General features: G+C 63.5%; 17 protein-coding genes. 7 read left to right on the top strand and 10 right to left on the bottom strand.

What is annotated here, in order from left to right; all coding sequences use genetic code 11:
* Positions 1-12 precede the first annotated feature (12 nt).
* Positions 13-1,239, bottom strand: a complete 1,227-nt coding sequence (locus tag PQQ52_RS12310) for an MFS transporter (RefSeq protein ID WP_408211013.1) — start codon at positions 1,237-1,239, stop codon at positions 13-15.
* Between the two features lie 107 nt (positions 1,240-1,346).
* Between PQQ52_RS12310 and PQQ52_RS12305 the strand changes: the two genes are divergently transcribed.
* Entirely contained in the window at positions 1,347-2,237 is an 891-nt protein-coding gene (locus PQQ52_RS12305; protein ID WP_408211010.1) for a LysR family transcriptional regulator, read from the top strand.
* Between the two features lie 143 nt (positions 2,238-2,380).
* Positions 2,381-3,199: a helix-turn-helix transcriptional regulator gene (locus PQQ52_RS12300; protein WP_408211059.1), complete on the top strand. Its 819-nt coding sequence runs from the start codon at positions 2,381-2,383 to the stop codon at positions 3,197-3,199.
* Between the two features lie 116 nt (positions 3,200-3,315).
* Here the strand turns inward: PQQ52_RS12300 and PQQ52_RS12295 are convergent, their stop codons facing one another.
* A complete protein-coding gene (locus PQQ52_RS12295) occupies positions 3,316-4,257 on the bottom strand; it encodes a LysR family transcriptional regulator (protein WP_408211007.1) in 942 nt (313 codons plus the stop codon).
* Between the two features lie 228 nt (positions 4,258-4,485).
* Here PQQ52_RS12295 and PQQ52_RS12290 point away from each other — a divergent pair, with 228 nt between their 5' ends.
* The 3 genes from PQQ52_RS12290 (at position 4,486) to PQQ52_RS12280 (ending at position 7,583) form a co-directional block, all read left to right on the top strand.
* Positions 4,486-5,685: an amino acid aminotransferase gene (locus PQQ52_RS12290; RefSeq protein WP_408211004.1), complete on the top strand. Its 1,200-nt coding sequence runs from the start codon at positions 4,486-4,488 to the stop codon at positions 5,683-5,685.
* Positions 5,686-5,743: 58 nt separating this feature from the next.
* Positions 5,744-6,535, top strand: coding sequence for a class II aldolase/adducin family protein (locus tag PQQ52_RS12285; protein WP_408211002.1), 792 nt, complete (start codon positions 5,744-5,746; stop codon positions 6,533-6,535).
* Positions 6,536-6,599: 64 nt separating this feature from the next.
* The gene (locus tag PQQ52_RS12280) at positions 6,600-7,583 is read left to right on the top strand and encodes a 2-dehydropantoate 2-reductase (protein WP_408210999.1); all 984 of its coding nucleotides are present in this window, start codon (positions 6,600-6,602) and stop codon (positions 7,581-7,583) included.
* Between the two features lie 104 nt (positions 7,584-7,687).
* On the opposite strand, the gene PQQ52_RS12275 is transcribed toward PQQ52_RS12280, so the two are convergent.
* From PQQ52_RS12275 to PQQ52_RS12260, 4 genes are all read right to left on the bottom strand, one after another.
* The gene (locus tag PQQ52_RS12275) at positions 7,688-7,879 is read right to left on the bottom strand and encodes a hypothetical protein (RefSeq protein ID WP_408210996.1); all 192 of its coding nucleotides are present in this window, start codon (positions 7,877-7,879) and stop codon (positions 7,688-7,690) included.
* A 19-nt stretch (positions 7,880-7,898) separates the two neighbouring features.
* Positions 7,899-9,617, bottom strand: coding sequence for an FAD-dependent oxidoreductase (locus tag PQQ52_RS12270; RefSeq protein WP_408210993.1), 1,719 nt, complete (start codon positions 9,615-9,617; stop codon positions 7,899-7,901).
* 172 nt (positions 9,618-9,789) lie between these two features.
* A complete protein-coding gene (locus PQQ52_RS12265; protein WP_408210990.1) occupies positions 9,790-11,742 on the bottom strand; it encodes an AI-2E family transporter in 1,953 nt (650 codons plus the stop codon).
* Positions 11,743-11,877: 135 nt separating this feature from the next.
* Entirely contained in the window at positions 11,878-13,158 is a 1,281-nt protein-coding gene (locus PQQ52_RS12260; protein WP_408210987.1) for a DUF445 domain-containing protein, read from the bottom strand.
* 190 nt (positions 13,159-13,348) lie between these two features.
* On the opposite strand from PQQ52_RS12260, the gene PQQ52_RS12255 reads away from it, so the two are divergent.
* Positions 13,349-14,491, top strand: a complete 1,143-nt coding sequence (locus PQQ52_RS12255; RefSeq protein WP_408210984.1) for a metallophosphoesterase family protein — start codon at positions 13,349-13,351, stop codon at positions 14,489-14,491.
* Positions 14,488-17,112, top strand: a complete 2,625-nt coding sequence (locus PQQ52_RS12250) for an AAA family ATPase (protein ID WP_408210981.1) — start codon at positions 14,488-14,490, stop codon at positions 17,110-17,112. Before PQQ52_RS12255 ends, PQQ52_RS12250 begins: the two co-directional genes overlap by 4 nt.
* 43 nt (positions 17,113-17,155) lie before the next feature.
* Here the strand turns inward: PQQ52_RS12250 and cobJ are convergent, their stop codons facing one another.
* From cobJ to PQQ52_RS12230, 4 genes are read right to left on the bottom strand one after another with little or no spacing between them, the layout of a single operon-like run.
* The gene (cobJ, locus tag PQQ52_RS12245) at positions 17,156-18,937 is read right to left on the bottom strand and encodes a precorrin-3B C(17)-methyltransferase (RefSeq protein WP_408210978.1); all 1,782 of its coding nucleotides are present in this window, start codon (positions 18,935-18,937) and stop codon (positions 17,156-17,158) included.
* Positions 18,934-19,665, bottom strand: a complete 732-nt coding sequence (locus PQQ52_RS12240; RefSeq protein WP_325044175.1) for a precorrin-2 C(20)-methyltransferase — start codon at positions 19,663-19,665, stop codon at positions 18,934-18,936. The genes cobJ and PQQ52_RS12240 overlap by 4 nt, the downstream gene beginning before the upstream one ends.
* Positions 19,666-20,292, bottom strand: a complete 627-nt coding sequence (locus tag PQQ52_RS12235) for a precorrin-8X methylmutase (protein ID WP_408210975.1) — start codon at positions 20,290-20,292, stop codon at positions 19,666-19,668.
* Positions 20,285-21,940, bottom strand: a complete 1,656-nt coding sequence (locus PQQ52_RS12230; protein WP_408210972.1) for a ferredoxin-like domain-containing protein — start codon at positions 21,938-21,940, stop codon at positions 20,285-20,287. The genes PQQ52_RS12235 and PQQ52_RS12230 overlap by 8 nt, the downstream gene beginning before the upstream one ends.
* Positions 21,941-21,989: the final 49 nt, after the last annotated feature.

Raw genomic sequence — 21,989 nt, 5'->3', positions numbered from 1 at the left:
TCGTAAGTTCGTTCATGCGCCGCGCGAACTGTCACGTAAATGCAGGGCCGCTGCCGCGGCGAAAAAGCCCAGTGCCGCGATACATACACCCGGCCAGCCCCAATGCGCGAGCGCCGGCCCGGCGATGGTGGCGCCCACCGCACTGCCGATGAAAAAGAGTCCCGTATAGAGTCCGTTCACCCGGCCACGCGATTCGGGCGCAAGCAGATTGATCGCGCGCCGGCCGAGCGCCTGATCGGCAATGACGCCACCGTCGATAAAAAATGCTGCCACGGCGAGCATAGCGATCGATGCGGCGCGCGATACCCCCGACGTCAACGCGAATGCCGCCATCAGGGCGGCCGCGATGGCGACCGCGTGAGCGAGCATGCTGGCGGGCTTCGACCAGCCCCTGTCGCCGGCCCGGCCCGCTAACGGTGCGATGAACACGCTGCCGCCGCCGGCTAGCGCGAACAGTGCGATCGCGGTGCTGCTCAAGCCGAGCGGCGCGCGTGTCAGCACAATTGCGACGCTACTCCAGAACGCATTGAACCCGGCCATGAGCAGGGCTTGATATAGCGCCCGGCGGCGCAGCACGGGCTCATGCGCGACCAGGCGCGCCATCGACGCCAGTAACGCGGCATAGGGCGGCGCGCCGACAGGGCGAACATCCGGCAAACGCGGCACCACGGCAAGCGTGACAATGGCGAGCAGCAGGGCATCGGTGGCGTAAAACGCGCGCCAGCCGAATGCGCCGCCTATCACACTGGCGAGCGGTCGAGACAAAAGAATGCCGAGCATCAAACCGCTCATCACATTACCGACGACTTTGCCGCGCGAAGCCGGCGGCGCGAGCGATGCGGCCGCGGGCACCAGCATCTGCACGACGCTCGACGTCACGCCGACGGCGAACGAAGCCGCCAGAAACACGGGCGCCAGCGGCGCGATAGCGGCCAATACGAGACACGTGATCTGCGCCAACAACGTCGCCGCAATCAGGGGCCGATTGGGCAAGCGATCGATCAGCGGCACAAGTCCGACCAGGCCGGCCGCATAGCCGAGCAACGTCAATGCGGTGACGAGCGTGGTCCATGCGCCGAGATGCAGCGAGGTGTTGAGCGGGCCGATCAACGTTTGTGACGCATACAGGGGCAGCACAGCGACCGCGACCATCGCGGCGAACCGGGCGGTCGGAACGCTCTGTGCCGGCGGCGTAGCCGTTTGGGCAGTGCTCGGGCATTGAATCATGGGAGAGTCCATCGTCGGGCTGTCCATCAAGTGAAGTTGAATCGATGCTACTCTCACGTCAGACAAACACAATTCGCACTGAATTGGATACATCCTCACGAAAAACGGGAGAATCGGCGATGGATGCATTGCGCGATCTGGAAACTTTGGTGGCGATCGTCGAGGAGGGCAGTCTGACAAGCGCCGCGCGCCGGCTTGGCCGGTCGTTGCAGGCCGTCAGCCGGTCGCTGCAGGTGCTTGAGCGGGCCCACGGGTCAACCTTGATCGTGCGAACCACGCGCACTTCGCAGCCAAGCGCAGCCGGCATGCGCTTTTACGAACGCGTCAAAGGCGCGCTGACCGAACTGGAGCTGGCGCGCACGGAACTGGCCGAGGAAGCACACCGGCTCACCGGTCGATTGCTGATCAATGCGCCCACGCTGTTTGGACCGAAATTCATCGCGCCGCTTGCCGCGGAGTTTTTGCAGCGTCATCCGCAACTCGAGTTGTCGCTCGATCTGAGCGACGCGTATCGCGATCCGGTAGAGACGGGGGCGGACGTGACGATCCGCATTGGCGAAATGCCTGATTCACGGCTCGTGGCGCGACGGATCGGCACGCTTCGGCGAGTGGTGTTCGCCGCCTCGGCTTATCTTGCCGAGCACGGTAGACCGTCGCATCCGCGGGATCTGACGAGACATGATTGTGTCGTTCGAACCGGCGTGCCGCATCCAGGCCGTTGGGCGTTTACCTCGTCCGATGGACACGAGATTGCCGTGAACGTAGCAGGGCGCTTCGACAGCAATCAGGTCGCTGCGGTGAATGCGGGCGTGCTGGGCGGCATGGGAATAGGGGTCGCTGCTTTCTGGCAGATTCAGGAATGGGTCGAAGCAGGGAAGGTAGAGGTATTGCTGGCGGACTTTCAGCTTACGCCCTTGCCGTTGCATGCGATGTGGGCGAAGACGCGGCGCTTGCCACAGAGAACTCGGCTGCTGGTCGATTTCCTCGCTGTCAAACTGGGGACGCTGTAGTTTTTGGGTCCGCCGCAGGGTTTTCCGGGTGCCCTGACGGCGTGAGCGAGCTTTGCCATGAAAGCTGAGCGGCAGCAGATGTAATGCTTCATTGTGCTACGCTTGCCAGACCGAAAACCCCGTACCGTGACTCCACCATCATCATGCGTTCCTGGCGCATATCCACGCCGCCCCGCAGCGGGCACATCAACACGTCGCGTGTTACCGACCTCGTCATGTCGATCTCGCATGCCGACCCGGACGCGCTCGCCGCAAGCATTCTGAAAACTGTTGGCGACACGCTTCCTGTTTCGCAGTGCACGATCTTCGCTTACGAATTCGACGCGAGGCCGCGCACCGTCTCCGCCGCGGACCATCGCGGCGGCCGTTTTCTGCGTGACGTCGCCGACCGCTACGCCGCGCACTTTTATGCCCTCGACGGCAACCGCGCCATCGTCGGCGGCCCGCCAGCGAAACAGGCGCGCGAGGCATTAGTGCTGCATCAGCAGCAAAGCGTAGAAATCGAAAGCGAAGCCTATCGCGCCGCGTGCTACGCACAGCCCAACGTGTCCGACCGCCTATCGTTGCTGCTGCAACCTATGGAAAGCGTCTGGCTGTCGATCAATCTGTATCGCGATAGCGCCTACGGCATGTTCCAGCCAGGCGAACTTGAGCGCGTGGAAAGCGTGGCGCATCTGTTCGCGCACGCCGCGAAAAGCCATTACGCAATCAACGGGCAGCATCAGCAAGGTACGGCAGCCGCGATGCTGGCTCGTGTCAGACGTGCATGTCCGGCGCTTACGCCGCGCGAGATCGACGTGCTGCGCGGCGTGCTCGAAGGCGCAAGCGCCACCGAGATCGCCGAACAAATGGGCGTCAAGGCTGCGAGTGTGATTACGTATCAGAAACGCGCTTACGCGCGCCTGGGTATCTCGAGCCAGCGCCAGTTGTTCTCGCTATGTTTGCAGCCTGAACGGTCCTGATTCGACGCGCCGAAGTTGCGGCCGCAGATTCACCGCGGCGCAGCCAATGAGCATCCGAGGCTTAGTCGACGAACGGCCGAAACACGGTCGACGCATAATTCAGCTCGCACTGGAAATCACCCGCGCTTCGCCCGTGCATCGGCCTGCGTCTCACGATCCCAGCGCTTCAGCCACGGCATGATGAACTCCGCGAATCCGTCCGCGGGCGGCGACAGTGCACGCTCGGTCGAGCGATACACGCACACCTCGCGGATGGTTTCCGGATCGACGATCCGCTTCATCACCAGCCCGAAGGTTCGCGCGAGCGGCGCGACGTAGGCGGGCGCGAGGGTCACGGCAAGCCCCTGTGAAGCGAGACCGAACGCTGTAGTGACGTTGTCCACCACGTCCACGGGAATGATGCGCGCCTCCACCGGCAGATTAGCCAGCATCTGTTCGACTGCGCGTTCGTGATCGCGGCCGGTGGCGACAATCGGCACGTCGCGTAAATGCTGCCACTGCACGCGGCGCCGTGCGTTCAGCGGATGCGCCGGCGCGCACCACATCACCCACGGGCTTGCAAAGGCCGGATCGCAACGCACTCGTGTGCCGCTCTGGCGATCCGGGCCGATGGCGAGATCCACGTCGCCACTTTCCACGCGCTCCACCAGTTGTTCGACCACGGTGTCGCAAATGCGCACGACCACCTTCGGTTTGTCGCGTGCATATTCGGCGATGGCCGCCGGCAGCGCGGTCGCCGCGAGCACTAGCGGCGCGCCGACTCGCACGATGCCGGCCGCGCGATTGCGGATGTCGTCGGCGGATTGGGCCGCGGCGCGCACATAGCGCAACACGGATTCGGCGGACGAGAGAAAATCCTGCCCCGCGCTCGACAGATTGACGCGCCGCGTTGTACGGTCGAAGAGGCGAAAGCCCAGCTCCGTTTCCAGTTCGGCCAGCAACTGGCTGACCGCCGACGAGGTCAGCCCGAGCCGTTCCGCCGCCGCGCCGATACTGTGCAAATCGACGATGGCGAGAAACGCTTCGAATTGGCGAATGGTGACGCGTGTGAGTGGCATCAGGCGATTCTAAAGAAAAACTTACTAATCGTGAAAAATCGATTGATTGTATGTCGTGCGCCGTTGGCCGACACTTGTGCTGGTCGACGCGAAGCTGGAAACCCGCTTAGACTTCCGTCTCGTTCACGCGGCCACGATCAGGTTGCAGCAGCCCACCTCCAGGGTATACGTAGGCCACGGCGTAGACCACAGTTAAGCCCCATGCAGAGCCCCACTCAAGGAATTGCCATGTTCGACCACATTCCCGCCTATCCGGGCGACCCGATTCTGAGCCTGAACGAGGATTTTCAACTCGATCCGCGGCCCAACAAGGTCAATCTGAGCATCGGCATCTATTTCGACGACGCGGGCAAACTGCCGGTGATGGACGCCGTACGGCGCGCCGAAACCGCGTTGCTCGATTCGATCGGCCCGCGCTCCTATCTGCCGATGGCGGGCTTGCCGCTTTACCGCGACGCGGCACAAGCGCTGGTGTTTGGCGCGGACAACGAAGCGCGTGCAGCGGGCCGGATTGCGACGTTGCAAACAATAGGCGGCTCAGGTGCGCTGAAAGTCGGCGCGGATTTTCTGAAGCGCTATTTCCCGGCCTCACAGATCTGGATCAGCGATCCGAGTTGGGAAAACCATCGCGTGGTATTCGAAGGCGCGGGTCTCACGGTCAACACGTATCCGTATTACGACGAACACACCGGCGGCTTGCGTTTCGCCGACATGATCGACACGATCGGCCGCTTGCCGGAACAGAGCATCGTGCTGCTGCACGCGTGCTGCCACAACCCGACCGGCGTCGATCTGAGTCCGGCGCAATGGGCGGAGCTGGTGCCGGTATTGCAGCGCCGCAAACTGATTGCGTTTGTCGATATGGCGTATCAGGGTTTCGGCGCGGGTCTTGAGGAGGACGCCGCCTGCGTGCGCCTGCTGGCCGATGCGGGTGTGCCGCTGATTGCCGCCAATTCGTTCTCCAAGAATTTCTCGCTGTATGGCGAGCGGTGCGGCGCGTTGAACGTGGTGTGCAAGAGCAAGGAAGAGGCCGCGCGCGTACTCGGTCAATTGATGTCGACGGTGCGCGCCAACTACAGCAATCCGCCGACGCATGGCGCGCGCCTCGTGGCTAACGTGCTGTCGGACACGTCCTTGCGCGCTTTGTGGGAGGCGGAACTTGCTACCATGCGCGAACGGATTCTGGCCATGCGCGGCACGATTCACGAAGGCCTCGCAGGCCGCGTCGATGAAGTGATGCGAGCGCGTTACGTCGCGCAACGCGGCATGTTCACCTACACGGGTTTGAGCGAAGCCCAGGTCGAGCGTTTGCGCGGCGAATACGCGGTGTATGTGCTGCGGTCGGGGCGCATGTGTGTCGCCGGATTGAATGCGCGCAACGTTGACTATGTGGCGTCGTCGATCGCGGCGGTGGTGGCGGGCGCATAGCGGCCGTTACCCGCAACGTCGACCATAACGATAGCAAACGATAACAACGGAGACCCTGATGACGACTCTTGAAATGCAAGCCGTGACCCCGCCGAAGCGCGCCGCGATGCATCCCGACGAATGGCGGGCGCGCGTGCAACTGGCCGCGTGCTATCGCATCTTCGATATGCTCGGCTGGACCGAGATGATCTACAACCACATCACGTTGCGCGTGCCGGCGAGCGTCAGCGGCGGCGAGCGCCAGTTCCTGATCAATCCATTCGGTCTGCACTACAGCGAAGTGACGGCGAGCAATCTCGTGAAGATCGACGGGCAAGGGCGCGTGCTCGATAATTCGCCGTATCCGGTGAATCCCGCGGGTTTTGTCGTGCATGCGGCGATTCACGAAGGCTTGCCCGATGCGCACTGCGTGATGCACACGCATACTACGGCCGGCGTCGCAGTGGCCTGCCTGGAAGACGGCTTGCAGCAAACCAACTTCTATAGCGCGCAGTTGCACGACCGCATCGCGTATCACGACTTCGAAGGCATCACGGTGCATGCGGAAGAGGGGCCGCGTCTGCTCGAACACATCGGCAACAGGCAGGCGGTGATTTTGCGCAACCATGGCCTGCTTGCATGGGGCCACACGTTGCCGCAAACTTTCGCTGTTCTGTGGACACTCAACCGCGCGTGCGAAATCCAGATGGCCACGTTCTCGATGGGCCGCGCACGCGTGGTGCCGGAAGAGGTGGCGATCCGTTGCTCGCGCGACTCGTTGCAGTTCGATCCGCGTCACGGTGCGGGACAGGACGTGTTCGACGCGCTCGTGCGGCGGGTGGATCGCATTGACGCGAGCTACAAGGATTGACGCGAGGACTAACGCGAAAATCGAGGCAAAGATTGACCCGAGGATTAACGCAAGGATTGAAGCGATGAAAGTAGGAATCTACGGTGCAGGCGCAATCGGTGGCTGGATGGGGGTGAAGCTTGCACAGGCCGGCCACGACGTGAGCGTGGTGGCGCGCGGCGCGACGCTCAGCGCGTTGCAGCAGCACGGCTTGCGTCTGATCGAAGGCGGTGTAACGCACACCGTGAAGGTGAATGCGAGCGAGCAGCCGGCGGATCTCGGCGTACAGGACCTCGTCGTGGTGGCGGTCAAGGGCCCGGCGATGGCGTCGGTGGCTGCGCATATCGCGCCGCTGCTGAATCCGCAGACAATGGTGCTGACGGCAATGAATGGCGTGCCATGGTGGTTCTGCGACGGGCTCGGCCGCGATTTCGCCGGCAAGCGGTTGAAGTCGATCGATCCCGACGGTGCGATCGCCGCCGCGATTCCGACCGCGCAGACGGTGGGCTGCGTGGTGCATGCCAGCTGTCTGGTCGACTCGCCTGGTGTCATCAAGCATCATCAGGGCAACGGGCTGATCGTCGGCGAGGCGTCGGGGCAACCGAGCGAACGCGTCAAGGCGCTAACGGCTACGCTGGCCGCGGCCGGCTTCAATGCCTCGATGTCGGAACAGATTCAGCGCGACGTCTGGTACAAGCTGTGGGGCAACATGACAATGAATCCGATCAGCGCCATCACCGGCGCGACCACCGACCGGATACTCAGCGACGAACTGGTGCGCAACTTTGTCACAAGCATCATGCTGGAAGCGAAGGAGATCGGCGCGCGCTTTGGCATTCCGATCGAGCAGGCGCCGGCCGATCGCCACGAGGTCACGCTCAAACTCGGTGCGATGAAAACCTCGATGCTGCAGGACGTGCAAGCGGGCAAGGCAGTCGAACTCGACGCGCTGGTAGCCGCAGTGCGTGAACTGGGGCAACTGACCGATGTACCGACACCGTACACGGACGCGTTGCTCGGGCTCGCACGCCTGCATGCGAGCACGTTGGGCTTGTATCCGCGACAGTGAACGTTGCAGCGAAAAGGAGCCGCCCCGCGTTATCAACGGGGCGGCTTTTTTTGTCCTGTGTCTTACTTCTTTGTTCTTTGGCGTCGCGCCATACTTCTGCCGCGTTACGTAGCCACTGCGCAAGCGTGCGGCAGCTTCGCCGCGTCGATCAACGACAACGCTCGCTGCACGTCACCAAGTTCCGTCATGGAGAGCAGCGCAAGGCGAGCCAGATACAAGGGGGCTTGCGCTTCGCCTTCAGCGGTCAGCGTTTTGCAGAGCGTCGTGTAGACGAGGTCGAGTTCGCTATCGGTCATGGTTGGGGCTCCTCTTGCGTCAGTTCGTCAGGCAGGCCGTCACGGCGCTTTGCACGTTCGCCGCGCTGCCGCTGCGCCAGCGGGCGAGCACATGACCGTCCGGCCTGATCAGATAGACGGTACCCGGCGTCGCGTCGAGCATCTCGTGCAAGCAACCCTCTGGATCGACCACATAGGGGCAGGTGGCACGCGGCGCGCCGCCGGTCACCAGCGTGACCGCTTTGAACGGAATGCTGTGTTCGCCAAGCGCATGTTGCAATTGCTGCCATGCTTCGTCGTGCGCCAGGTCTGCGCCGAAGCGCAGTGCGGTGAAGCAGGGGCCAAGCAGATCGGTGAGGTGAATATCGATTGTCACACCGTCGCACCTGCGCTGAAGGCGGCACTCCGGCAGCACCGTGCCTGGGGCCGGGCCTGTGGCGAACGAGTCCGATGCCAGGTCTGCAACCTGATTAAGCGGTGACTGGGCATACGCAATCGCATGCGTCTGCCGCGGGTTGATCAGTGGCCGCACAGCAGGATGATGTTCGGCAAGTCCTAGCACTGCGTTACGCATCAGATCGAATGCGAACGAGGGCGGCGCCATGAACTCCGTGCTCTTCATCCCATAGCTCAGGTTTTCACGGGCCGCGAAAACGCGCTCGTCGCTGTAGCTATCGAGCAAGCGGTCCGACGCGATGCCGTTCACCACGCAACCGAGTTTCCAGCCGAGATTGTCGGCGTCGTCGATGCCGGAATTCGCGCCGCGCACGCCAAAAATCGGCACGAGATGCGCGGCATCGCCCGCGAACAGCACCGAACCGTGGCGGTAGCGTTCGAGCGTCAATGCGTTGGCCTTGTAGACGGTGATCCAGATCGGTGACCATTCGCCCGTTTCGCCCATGGAGTCGAGCACGCTCCGCACACGTGGCATCACGTTCTCCGGCTTGACCGCGGCCTCGGGATCTTCATCGTCGCGAAGCTGGTAGTCGATGCGCCAGACATTGTCGGGCTGCTTGTGCACCAGCACCGTCGAGCCGGGATTGGAGGGCGGATCGAAATAGGCGAGGCGCTCGGTGGCGCGCGCGCTCTTCAGTTCGATATCGACGATGACGTAGCGGCCCTCGTACGTCGTACCGGTGAGCTTGAGGCCGAGTGCCTCGCGAATCGTGCTGCGGCCGCCGTCGCACGCGACAACCCAATCCGCGCGCATTTTCCAATCCGTGTCGCCGGTGCGCAGGTCAAGTGTGGCGCCGGCCGTGCCGTTGCCGGTATGTTGTTCGATGCCGCTTACGCGGGTTTGCCAGCGGATTTCGATCAGATCGGCGTGCTGCTCCACTTCGTCGAGCAGAAACTGTTCGATCTGGTATTGCGCGATGTTGATCATCGGCGGCAGCGATTGCTCGTCGTCCTGATGCATGGCGAAGCGGAACACTTCGGCGTCGCGGTAGAAGCTGCGGCCGCCCGTCCATGGCAGGCCCTTTTGCAGGAAGCCATGCACCGCGCCCAGGCGTTTGAATATCTCCAGGCTGCGTCGTGAAATGCAGATCGCGCGGCTGCCGGTGCAGACGCCGTCGTCCGCTTCGATCAGCACGGAGCGCACCCCCTGGCGGGCCAGCGCGAGCGCCAGCGTCATGCCTACCGGACCGCCTCCGACGATCGCTACGGCGCGCCGTGCGGGGTCGCGCCCGTCGACTAGCGGCGGCACCACGCCCGGGTAGTGGCGAGGCGTGAACGGATAGGGTTTGAAGCTGCGGCTCATGCGTGTCTCCTGGATCTTCGATGCAGATGGATTGCCCGCCGGGGCGTGGACGCTCTTTGGAGGCGGTGCGAATCGACACATGAAGTATGAAGGAGGGGTGGCGCGCGGCTGTCCTCATTTTGGGTACGACGGGATGGGATTCCGGCCCGCCCAGCGGACCGAGCCGACCCGCCTAGTCCGCCCCAGCCGTATGCGAAGGCTGGCGTGTGTGCTGCAGGCTCGCTCCCACCTGACATTCCTCGATCATTGCGCGGAATGTCGGCGCCGCGTGCGAAGCGCCGGTCGCGCCCATCTCCGAGCCGCCTTCCGGCGCTCCGCCAACGCCGACCACTACCGTCGCCCTGGGCCGCCATTCCCGCGTGCGCCGCAGCATATTGCGCAGATACGGTGGCGACTCCGGCGCGTCGAGCGAGATGATGCAGATGATCGGTGCGTCCTTGAAGCTCGGTTCGTCGGCGTGCGCGCTGCGATAACCCGAGTGCGTGGCGATCATCGGCGCGAGCCCCTGGCGCCCGAGCAATTGCACGGCGATCGCGGCGGAAACCTCGTCGAATGCGCCGCGCCCAGGCACACACAGCACCGAGGTCTTTTCGGTTTCATGGCGCAACGGTGGGCGCGCCGAAATGTGGCTGTCGTGCCGCTCCGAAAGATCCGCGGACGCCGAGGCCAATTGCGCCTCGGCGGAGTCGCCCGGATCCGTGCGCGACAGGCGATCAGGCAGTCCGTCGGCGATTTCCAGGTTTTCCACAATGTCGACCAGCGCGTCATTGATGCGCGCCAACTGCTCAGGCATCAACACGCCGCGCATCGCATCGTTGCGCGCGAGCTTGAGGCCTTCCAGCGCGACGTTGTCGTAGTAATCGACCAGCGACATCTCGCGCAGCAGGCGCTCGGCCTGCACGATGGCTTCGTGCGGGTCGTCCGCCAGAAGGCGCTGATAAAAATTCTGCGCGGGCGTCAGCGCCGGCTGGTCGCCCAGCAGCACCGTGAGAAAGTTCAGACGGTCGGCGTAACGGCCCAGCGTGACCACGCACAACGTAAGCGGTGTGGACAGCACGAGGCCGATCGGCCCCCACAGCCAGCTCCAGAAAATCGCCGCCACCACCACCGCCAGCGGCGACAGCCCCGAACGATGACCGTACAATAGCGGTTCGGCAATCTGCCCGGCCACCACATCGACAACGATGAACAGGATCAGCGTATAGACCGCCATCGTCCATTGAGGCTGGATGGCGGCGGCGAGAAACACGGCAAGAATCGCGGCGATCCAGATGCCGATGTACGGCACGAAGCGCAGCAAGGCAGCAATCACGCCGAACAGCAGCGCGCCGGGCACGCCGATGATGGCCAGACCGATTGCAATGATCCCGCCCGCGCTGAGGTTCACACCCAGTTGCGCGACGAAGTAGCGGCTCAGACGTCCGGCGGCGTCGTTGATCGCGGTGGTGGTGCGGTGCAGGTCGCGCGAACCGAAAAGACTGATCAAACGGTCGCGCAGATCCTCGCGCTGCAACAAGATGAAAATCGTGACGACCAGCACGATGAAGGTGGTCTCAATCGGCGCGATCGCCGGCGACAGTGCGCGTTGCGCGAGTTGCATCGGCGTGGGCGACGGCTCGTGCACTTCGACGGGTGTCGGCACGGCGGGCGCATTGCGCGCCGCGCGTCCGGTGAGACGCGGCGGGGCCGGCTTGGTCGGCGCAACGCGCTGGAGTGTGGCGGCAGCGCGGCTCATCAGCGAATCGGCCCGGCCGACGGTTTTCTCTTGCACCGTCTCGATCTTTTGCTCGATCGCAACCTGATACTGCGGCAGATCGCCCGCCAGTTGCACCAGTTGCGCGCCGATCAACGCGCCAACGGCCAGCAAGGCGGCAAGGGCGAACAGCACGGCAATAAAGATCGATGGCAGTTGACCCATGTGCAAGCGCCGCAACGCCTGCACCAGCGGCGCGAGCAGAAAGCTGAGCAGCACGGAGAGCGTGATGGGGATCAACACTTCGCGGCCGAAGTAAAGCGCGCACACCACCACCACGCCCGTGATGATCGAGGCCAGGCCATGCAGACTGGGGGTGCCGGGCGGGTACACGCGGTTCGGCGTTCCGCGCGGCGGTAACGATATTTTCATGAGCACACTTCTCGATGTTGTGGCGCAGTCGCTTTTATTGAGGGCGCGCGTAGGGGGCGGCAGCAGTCAATGAAAGCGCGTGAGCAATTCATATGCCCGAATTGTAGGCGCTTTGACTCGCGAAAGACTTATCCCTCAGCCCATGTGCAAACGCAACAGCGCGAACAGCTGCGAGCTTGCATAGAGCAGCAAGCCAATAAAGCCGCCCACAATCGTTCCGTTGATGCGGATGTATTGCAAATCCTTACCGATATTCAGCTCGATTTGCCGTGACATTTCGCGCGCGTCCCAGTTCTTCACGGTATCGCTGATATGGCGCGTGAGGAACTGAGCGAAATCCGGCGCCATGGCGCGCGCCGCTTCTTCCAGGTGATCGTTCAGCGACTGGCGCAGCGCGGGATCGTGCGCCAGTTCGCGGCCGACCCATTGGCCCATCGCCATCACTCTCGCGTGCAGGGCCGAATCGCTGCTTTGCAGATCGCGTTTGAGCCATCCGCGCAATTCGCCCCACATGTCCTTCACATAGGTGCTGAGCGCTTCGCCTTCCACCAGGTAACGCTTCAGTTCCTCGCCTTTTTGCAGAAACGCCGGATCGCTCTTGAGTTTGACGATCAGCTTCTGCGCCGCGTCGTCGAATTTCTGCCGAAGCTGATGGGTTGGGTTCTCGCTGATCTGCTCGAGCATCCGGTTCACCGCGTTGGCGATCGCGTCCGCGCCTTTTTCACCGAGCCACGCCGACGGCAGGATCATCTCCATCTTGGGATATTCGCTCTTCACCCACTCGACGATGCGCTCGGCGATAAACTCGCGCGCCTGCGGTTCGCGCAGCAGCGCCACGACCTGTTCGATGCCGGCGTCGAGCAATTCCTGATGACGGCCGTCTTTGGTGAGCGTGTCGAGAATTGCACCCATCGATTGCGATAGATCGACTTTGGCGAGCACGTCGCGCAACGCGTCCTTGATGAAGACCTGGATGCGCACGTCGTCGGTCAATTCGAGAATACCGCCCGTCAGTTTGACGACGTAGTCGCCAAGACGGGCGGTATTGGCCGGCTTCGTCAGCCAGCCGGTGATACTTTGCGCCGGGTCGTGTTTCTGGATCAGGCCGACCAGCGACTGTACGTCCAGAAACTTGTCCTGCACGAACACCGCGAGGTTGTCGGCGATCTTGTGCTTGTTCTTCGGAATGATCGCGGTGTGCGCGGAGACGATTGGAATCGGCACGCGGCGAAACAGCGCGACCACGGCGAACCAGTCGGCCAGCGCGCCGACCATGGCGGCTTCGGCGACTGCCTTGATGCCGTCCACCCAGATGCCGCGCGGCATGAACGCGGTCACGACGAAAACACACGCGGCGGCCGCCAGCAGCAGTAACGGCGTGCGCTTGGCCTTTTTCAGTTCGGTCTCTTTGTTCATCGGCAGCAGGGCGGCGGGGTTCGATTAGATTGAAATGTTGCGGTGCGATTGGCGTGCTCACCTGGAAACGCGAGTGTAGCGCTGCTGTTCCAGCCGTGTGACACCGGTTTTGGACATTCGTTGGGCTGCCGGCGCGGTAACATCTACGGTTAGACTGCGAGTCGATGCAATTGAACGGAATGGAGGCACAGTGATCAGGTTTCTGCACACCGCGGATTGGCAGATAGGCACGCAATTCGGTCAGTTCGAACCGGACGAAGCCGCGCATCTCGCGGAGGCGCGCTTCGACACCGTGCGCCGGATCGCTGAGGAAGCGGCCGCGCGCAAGGTCGATGCCGTGCTGGTCGCCGGCGACGTATTCGACCTGCAGACCGTTTCGGACACGGTGATCCGCCGTTTGTTCGGCGCGCTGCAAGCGTTTTCCGGGCCGTGGATCATGCTGCCGGGCAATCACGATGCCGCGCTGGTCGAGAGTGTGTGGACCCGTGCGCAGCGCCTGAACTGCATTGCGCCGAACGTGCGGGTGGTACTCGAACCCGGTGTGGTGACGCTCGACGCCTGCCAGTGCGCTTTGCTCTGCGCGCCGCTCACACAACGTATCACTTACGACGACACCACGGGCTTCTTCGACACAACGCAGACGCCGGGCGGCTATCACCGCATCGGACTCGCGCATGGCAGCGTGAGCGGGATTCTGCAGGAGGGCATCGACTCGTCGAACCCGATTGCCCCGACACGTGCCGCGAGCGCGCGTCTGGACTATCTTGCGCTCGGCGACTGGCATGGTCATTTGCGCGTCGACGAGCGCACCTGGTACGCCGGCACGCATGAGCAGGACCGCTTCCGCGCCAACGATCCGGGCTTCATGCTCGACGTCACGCTGAGCGGGCCAGGCGCCGTGCCGGCAGTTGAGGCGGTGCGGGTGGGTAAATATCAATGGCATCGCTGGGAAGAGACGATCTCGGTGCCGACCGACGTGGATTCGCTCAAGATGCGCCTCGGCGCGTTAGGCAGTCACGACGTGCTGCGGGTTACCGTAAGCGGCACGACCGCACTGGCCGAGGCCGAAGCGATTCACGTCGCGGTGGAAGAGACCCGCGCGCGGGTGCGTGCGCTACGTGTCGATCTGAGCGGCCTGCAGGTGCTGCCCACCGCCGACGACCTCGCGGAACTCGGCGCGCAGAGCGGCTACCTGGCGAAGGTGGTGGCGCGATTGCGCGACCTGCAGGAGGATCCGCAGTCCGACCCGCAGCAGGTCAAGCGCGCGGCCGAGGCGTTATTGCTTCTGGCGCGTTTTCAACGTGAACTGCCGCGCGAAGCGAGGTCCGCATGAAGCTGGAAAGTATCGCGATTCAGGAGTTCAAGCAGTTCGCCGGACGGCTCGTGATCGACGATCTGCAACCGGGACTCAATCTCTTCACCGGCCCGAACGAGGCCGGCAAGAGCACGATCGCCGAAGCCGTGCGAGCGGTGTTCCTCGAACGCTACAAGGCTTCGCATCTGAAAGATCTGTTGCCGTGGGGCAAGGCGAGCGGGCAGCCATCGGTTGAAGTGACGTTCGATATGAACGGTACAGCGTGCAGGCTCTCGAAACAGTTCGTCACGCGGCAGCGCTGCGAGTTGAAGATCGGTCAGGCGGTGTTCGGCGAGGACGAAGCGGAAGACAAACTCGCCGCATTGCTCGGTTTTTCGCGTGCCGCGCGTGGGCCGCTGAAGGCCGAAAACGCCGGCGTTCCTGGTTTGTTGTGGGTGCAACAAGGCGGCACGCAGGAAGTGCGCGATTCCACCGGGCACGCGGCGCAGTATCTGCGCGATGCGCTTTCGCAACTCTCGGGCGGCAATGAATCCGCTGGCGAGGATGCGCTGATCTCGGCGGTGCAGCGCGAGCTTCGGCAATTGCTCACGGCGCGTACGCAGAAGTCCACCGGGCCGCTGGCCGAGGCGGAACAGACATTGACGGCGCTAATCGCGGAGCGTGACGAGCTCGAGCAGCAGCGTCAGCAGTTCGACGAGAATATCGGGCGTCTGGCCACGCAACAGGAAGCCTTCGACGAGGCGCAGCGTAAGCGCCCCTGGGAGGTTCACGAGCAGAAAGCCCTGCAGGCGCAAACGCGCGCCGATGCCGCGGCGGAACTCGAGCGTACGCTTCAGGGGCTCTCGCAGTCGCTGCAATTGAGCGAGGCCGAACTGGCGTTGTCCTTGCAACAGGAACAGGCGGCGAACGAACTGGAAGCGGCCGTTGCACGCGATCGGCAGCAACTCGACGCCACGCGGGTCAACGTGTCGGCGGTTCAGAACGAACATGCGCAGGCTCAGGCGAGCGTGGCGCAATTCGAGCAGGCGTACGCCGATGCCAGCCGCGCGCTCGAACTGGCGAACGCCGCGGTGACCGCGGGCGATCTGCGCAGTCAGATTGCGCTGCATGGCACCGAGAGCGAGCGGCTTGAAGCGGCTATCGCTGCCGCCGGCAAGGCAAACGAGGCCGTGCTGGAAGCGACGCGTGCCGCGGCGGCGGTCGAAATCGACGGCGCGCAATTGAAGCGGCTCCAATCGCTTGATGCTGAGTTGACTGTGTTGCGCGCGCGGACCGAGGCGGCGATGACACGTATCGAATACCGGTTGAATAGCGCGATCACCGTCGGCGATGCGAAGGTGAGCGGCGAGGGCGTGCTGCGGCTCGATGAGGAAAAGCTGATCGGCCTTGGCGAGCTCGGGGAATTGCGAGTCATTCCGGGCGTTTCCGATCTGTCGGCGCGATTGTCCGAGTTGGCGTCGCTCGAAACCCGGCATGCGCAGTTGTTGCAGACGCTGGGCGTGGCGTCGTTGGGTGAGGCCGAGGCCAGGCACGAGCAGTGGAAGGCGTTGGTCGCGCAGCAGAAAAGCCAGGCGAAGATTCTTGAGGTGCATGCGCCGCAGGGTAGCGACGCGTTGAGGGCTGCGCTGGCTTCGGCGGATGCGCGATTGCAATCCGCTAACGGACGGCTTGCGGCGTTGCCTGACGTCTCCGCCGCGCCACCGCTCGACGAGGCTCGCCGTAACGCCGATATTGCGCGAGATACATTGGAAGCCGCCAGAAAAGTACTAACGCAGACCGCGGAAAAAAAATCCACCGCCACGGCGACGACAGAATCGCTCGCCGCGCAATTGCAACGCAAGGAAGCGCAACTGGCCGACGAAGCGTTTTGCCGCAAGCGTGCGCAGTGGCAAACGAAAATCGTCGAACAGCGTGTGCAGGTCGAGGCGCTGAAGAGGCAGCGCGAAGGAAGAGCGCGCGAGCTGGACGCGGCGCGTCTCGACGACCCGGTGGCCGAAGCAAAGCGTTATCGCGCGTCGGCGGAGCTGGCGCGTAACGAACAGCACACGCGGCAACTGCGGATCGCTGAGTTGCGCAGTCAACTTGAGACGGTCGGCGCGTCTGGGCTCGGGGAACGTCTCGCCACAGTGAATGCTTCAGTCGAACAGGCTACGCGTCGCAAGGACGAACTCAGCTTGCGCGCGAGCGCTTTGAGTCTGCTCGACGAAGTGCTTGTCGACGAACGTGATGCAGCCGTGGCGCAACTGCGTGCGCCGCTAACGGAGCGGCTCGGGCACTATCTGAAGCGCATTTTCCCGCAGTCGACGATTGCACTCGGCGACGATCTGAGTCCCGCGACTTTGAATCGGTATGGGCGCGCGGATACGCTCGATGCGTTGAGCTTCGGCACGCGGGAGCAATTGGGCATTCTGACGCGGCTGGCGTATGCGGATCTGTTGAAGGCATCCGGCCGGCCGACTCTGCTGATGCTCGACGATGCGGCCGTGCATACCGATGCGGTGCGGCGCGACGCGATCAAGCGCGCGCTGATCGATGCGGCCACGCGGCATCAGATTCTGGTGTTCACGTGCCATCCGGAGCTGTGGGACGATCTGGGCGTGAGGCAGCGGGCGATTGAAGATTTGAAGGTCGCGGCCTAGCGAGCTTGCGACGCATTGAAAAAGGGCGAAGCGAGCAGAATGCTCACTCATACCACCGCGGCGTATAAACCCATTCACCACCGTCGACGCCGTTAGCAAACGCCCGCGTCGTCGACGATCCTACGATCACCATCGTCCGCATATCGACATCGGAAGAACGCAGTTCGCCGAGCGTGATCGTACGCAGCGAGCTGCCCGGTCTGCCGATGTCGCGTCCGAGCACGACTTTCGTGGCGGCGGTGCGGTGTTCGCGCACGATGTCCAGTGCCTTATCCAGTTGCCACGGCCGTGCGCGAGAGATGGGGTTGTAGAACGCCATCACCAGATCCGCTTCGGCCGCATGCCGGAGGCGCTTTTCGATAATGCTCCACGGTTTCAGATTGTCGGATAACGACAGCATGCAGAAGTCATGGCCCAACGGTGCGCCGGCTTGCGCCGCGGTGGCCATGGCCGCCGACACGCCCGGCACGATGGCGAGTTCGACCGCGCGCCAGTCTGCGTTCGTCGAACCGCCTTCTTCGAGCGCTTCAAGCACGGCAGCCGCCATCGCGAACACGCCGGGGTCGCCCGACGACACCATCACCACTGATCGTCCAGTGCTGGCGAGTTCGAATGCATGACGCGCACGCTGCATCTCTTCGCGATTGTCTGTACCGTGCACGCGTTGATCGGTGCGCAGGGGGCCGGCCATTTTCACGTAGGTTTCGTAGCCGAGGATATCAGTGGCTGCGTTCAGCGCTGTCCGGGCGGCGGGTACCATCAGGTCGGCATTGCCGGGGCCAAGGCCGATCACCGTCAGGCGGCCGCGTGCGCGGCCAATCGTGTCCGGGTCGATCGCCAACGCGGTTAACGCGAGCGCAACGCCCGCGTTTGCGTCGTCATGCAGCGTTTGGTAAGGAATACGCAGCGCGGCATGCAGCAAGTTGGCGGGTGGTTCGCCGTCTTCGGGACGCGTTTGTGTGAAACGCAGCGGCACGTTCAAATGCTTCGCGGCGTCGATCAGAGCCGGGTCGGGCATTCGATCGGCTGAAGCCAATAGTGCCGCTAGTGAAAGCGCGGCGAGCCCATGCGCGTCGAGCGCCTCGCGCACACGTGCTGCAATCTCTGCACCAGCACCAGCACCAGCACCAGCACCAGCACCAGCACCAGCACCAGCACCAGCCACCACCGCTGCCGTTGTAGCAGCACCCATCACCGCCGCCACCACACTCCGCGGATGAATCACTAACTCATCATCACGGCCATCCCAGGCACGCGGCGTCACGCGAATGGCCAAACGGGCCGATTCAGAGCGCGGCAGTTGCGCCTCGTCGAGCCACGGCGCTTCGCCTTCGATTCGCGTGCTTTCGCCCGCCAGCAGATCCGAAACAAAGCGCTTGCCTTGCGCTATATCCGCGAGCGCATAGCCTTCAGGTGGATTGAGCACGCATGTGCCGAAACGCAGTTCGCCGCTCGTCGTAATCGCCGGCGGCACAGCCAACGCAGCCGCAATTTCACGCGCCATCACGTTGACGCCTGCAAGTCCGCCAAGCAAGGGCACGACCGCGCTGCCATCCTCTGCGACGGCCAGCAAGGGCGGCTCGGTGCCCTTGTTCGACAACAGCGGCGCAACGCAACGAATTACGATCCCGGCGGCGCACAACGCGACAATCGGCGTGCCGCGTGCGTACAGATCACGCAGATGAGCGCCAAGCTCCGTATAAGAGACATCGGCTTCGACTCGCCCCTGCAAGGCGTGCACCTGGCAACCCGCATACAACGCCTGGATACGCCGTGCGGTCGCCAGCGCGCCCGCGCCGAGAATCACAATCGCGGGTGGCGTCATGCTTGCCATTTTTCCCCCGGCACGACGAGCAACGAAAAATACGGCGACGCCATCGGATCGACTTCGGCGAGCGGCACGATGCGCTGATTGCCCATCGTCGCACGTTCGACGTAAAGCGCGCGATGCGCGAGGCCTAGTTCGCCGAGCACACGCCGCACCTTATCGAAATTGCGGCCGAGTTTCATGATGACGGCAGCGTCCGCATCGGCGAGGCGCCGGCGCAATTCGTCTTCGGGCAATACGCCGGAAAGCACCGACAAACTCTGATTGCGATACACCAGCGGCGAACCGAGCACCGCTGCGCCGCCGAGCATCGAGCACACACCGGGCACGACTTCAGCTTCGAAGCGTGCCGCGAGGCGGTCGTGCAAATACATATACGAGCCATAGAAAAACGGATCGCCTTCGCAAATCACCGCGACGTCGCGGCCCGCATCGAGGTGACCGGCAACGATCTGCGCAGCGGTGTCGTAGAAGTCGGCGATGATCGCTTCATACGAAAGCGGCGGCTCGAGCGCTTCAGTCGTGACGGGATAGACGAGCGGCAGATGCTGCTGGGCGTCATGCAAATGCGCCTCGATGATGCTGAAGGCGTTGCCCTTCTTACCCTTCGCAACGAAATACGCGACCACGGGGGCCGCTTTCAGCAAACGCAGCGCTTTCAGCGTGATGAGTTCCGGGTCGCCGGGGCCGACGCCCAGTCCGAATAAACGTCCTTGCACAGTCATTTATTCGACCTCCGTTGCCAGCGCATTCACAGCGGCGGCGGCCATCGCACTGCCGCCGCGTCGGCCGTGAACCACGACATAGGGCACACCGCGGCTGTCTTGCGCAAGCAGCGCTTTCGATTCGGCCGCGCCGACAAATCCGACCGGAAAACCGAGAATCAGCGCGGGCTTCGGCGCACCGGCATCGAGCATGTCGAGCAGATGAAAGAGCGCGGTCGGCGCGTTGCCGATCACGACGACACTGCCGGCCAGATGCGGCCGCCACAGTTCGAGTGCGGCAGCCGAGCGTGTATTGCGGAGTTCACGGGCCAATCCAGGCACGTCCTCGCGCGTGAGCGTGCAGATCACTTCATTGTTCGCGGGTAGTCGGGCGCGTGTGATGCCTTGCGCCACCATGCCGGCGTCGCACAGGATTGGCGCGCCTTGTGCCAGCGCCATGCGCCCCGCGGTACCCGCGCCTTCAGAAAACTGAAGATCTTCGATGACGTCGACCATGCCGCATGCGTGGATCACACGCACCGCGAGTTTTTCGAGGTCGGCGGGAATACGCGAGAGATTGGCCTCCGCACGTATCGTCGCGAAGGATTGGCGATAGATTTCCTGACCGTCGCGAATGTAATCAAGCATCTGAAGGGCTCCGGGCCGGGTGTGCCGGGTATGCCGGGCGTGTCAAAAGGTCGAGCATGTCGGCGGCCTGTTCGATCGTGAGTTGGTGCGCGACACACGAGCCGAAATCCGGCTGGCCGTCGCGTCGATAAAGGTCGTAGATGCCGGGCGCCGCGGCCAGCAGCGTATATGGCGCGCAATGTGCGGCGGCGCATGAGCGCGGGCAGCCGCTCAGATGGACGTCGACGCCGGCGGGCAAACGATCCGCTAGACGCAGTGCGTCGGCTTTTGTATCGGCGAAGCTTTTTACGCAGCCTGTGGAACCGGCGCAGGCGATCAAGCGTGTAAGCGGCTGAGCGGGATCGCAGGCCAAGCCTAGCGTGTTCATTTCGGCGAGCACGGCGGGTGCGGCATTCGCAGCGACATCGGGCAGCAACACGCTTTGCCAGGGCGTCAGGTGTAGCGTGCCGTTGCCTTGCTGTCGCGAGAGCGTGGCGAGGCCGCGCAAGGTGATCGCATCGAGGCGTCCGAGCGGCGGTTGGCCGCCTACGTGCTGCATCCCCACCACGCGCTGTGCATGCGCGCCGAGCCGTAGCGTCGCATCGGCAGGCATGCCGCGTTGCCAGTTTGCGAGCGAGGTATCGCGCGACAGTGGGAAATCGACATACGCTTGAGCGTGCTGCAATAGCGCATCGATGGAATGCGTGGCAAGCAGATGACGCATGCGCGTGGCATCGGCGGCGGCCAGATCGAGGAACGTGTGCAGCAGTGCGCGGACTAGGTCTGTGACTTGCGCGGGGAGCACGGCGGCGACGGCGCCTGTGTCATTCGAGCGAGAATGCTCAGCGGAGCCATCCGTGTCGTTCGAGCCAGAATGCTCAGCGGGGCCATGCGAGTTGGGATGTTTGGCATGCTGGAATGCATCGGCATCGGCATCGGCATCGGCATCGGCATCGGCATCGGCATCGGCATTCGTCACTACAGGCGGACAACCCGCCAAACCAAACACAAACCGCACGCCGTCTTCAGCTTGCGTCGCCGCCAGCCAGACATCGTGCGGATGATCGAGCCTCGCAAGGCGCTCACCACCGTCCAGCAGCATCGCAAATTTCGGCGACAGCGCCGCGAAATGCGCTTCGGTCTGCAGCAAGGTGAGCAGTTCGGCGCAAAGTGGTCTCGTGTCGAACAACGCGAACGGATCGCGCCCGGCTGCAGGGCTGATCATGATGTTGCGCACGTCGTCGGCGGCGGACGCCCGTTGCAGACCCGAAGAAGCGTGCGGTGAGTCCACGGACCGTGCCGTTGAAGGCACCGCTTCGCCCGCTGTCAATTCGATAGATGAATTTGCTGCGCACGTCGTCGGCATCGGCCCGAGTCCCGCATCCACCAACGCCGCGATCAAGGCCGCCTCATGCCCGCTTCGCACGCCACGCACCTGCAGATTCGCGCGATTGGTCAACTCGACCACGCCGGCCGCATGCTGCTCACTCACGTCGGCAATCACCTGGGCCTGCGCCGCGCTCAGCTCGCCGCCGGGCAATTTGATCCGGCAAAGCCCACCGTCGCGCGCGCCGACGATGCGCAGCAGCCCCGGGCATGCCGAGGGCCGCAGCGCCTGGGCCGCGTCGGGCAAAGCAGTGGAGGGCGAAGCTTGATTCAAGACGGACACCGGGTTTAGCGTCGCGCGACGGCCCGAGCAAGCCGTAAGGCGGCATTGC

It is taken from the genome of Paraburkholderia sediminicola (assembly GCF_046030555.1).
GTDB classification, from domain to species: domain Bacteria; phylum Pseudomonadota; class Gammaproteobacteria; order Burkholderiales; family Burkholderiaceae; genus Paraburkholderia; species Paraburkholderia sediminicola_E.
Note: the sequence above shows the minus strand (reverse complement) of the source record. Positions and strands in the feature narration are given on the sequence as shown.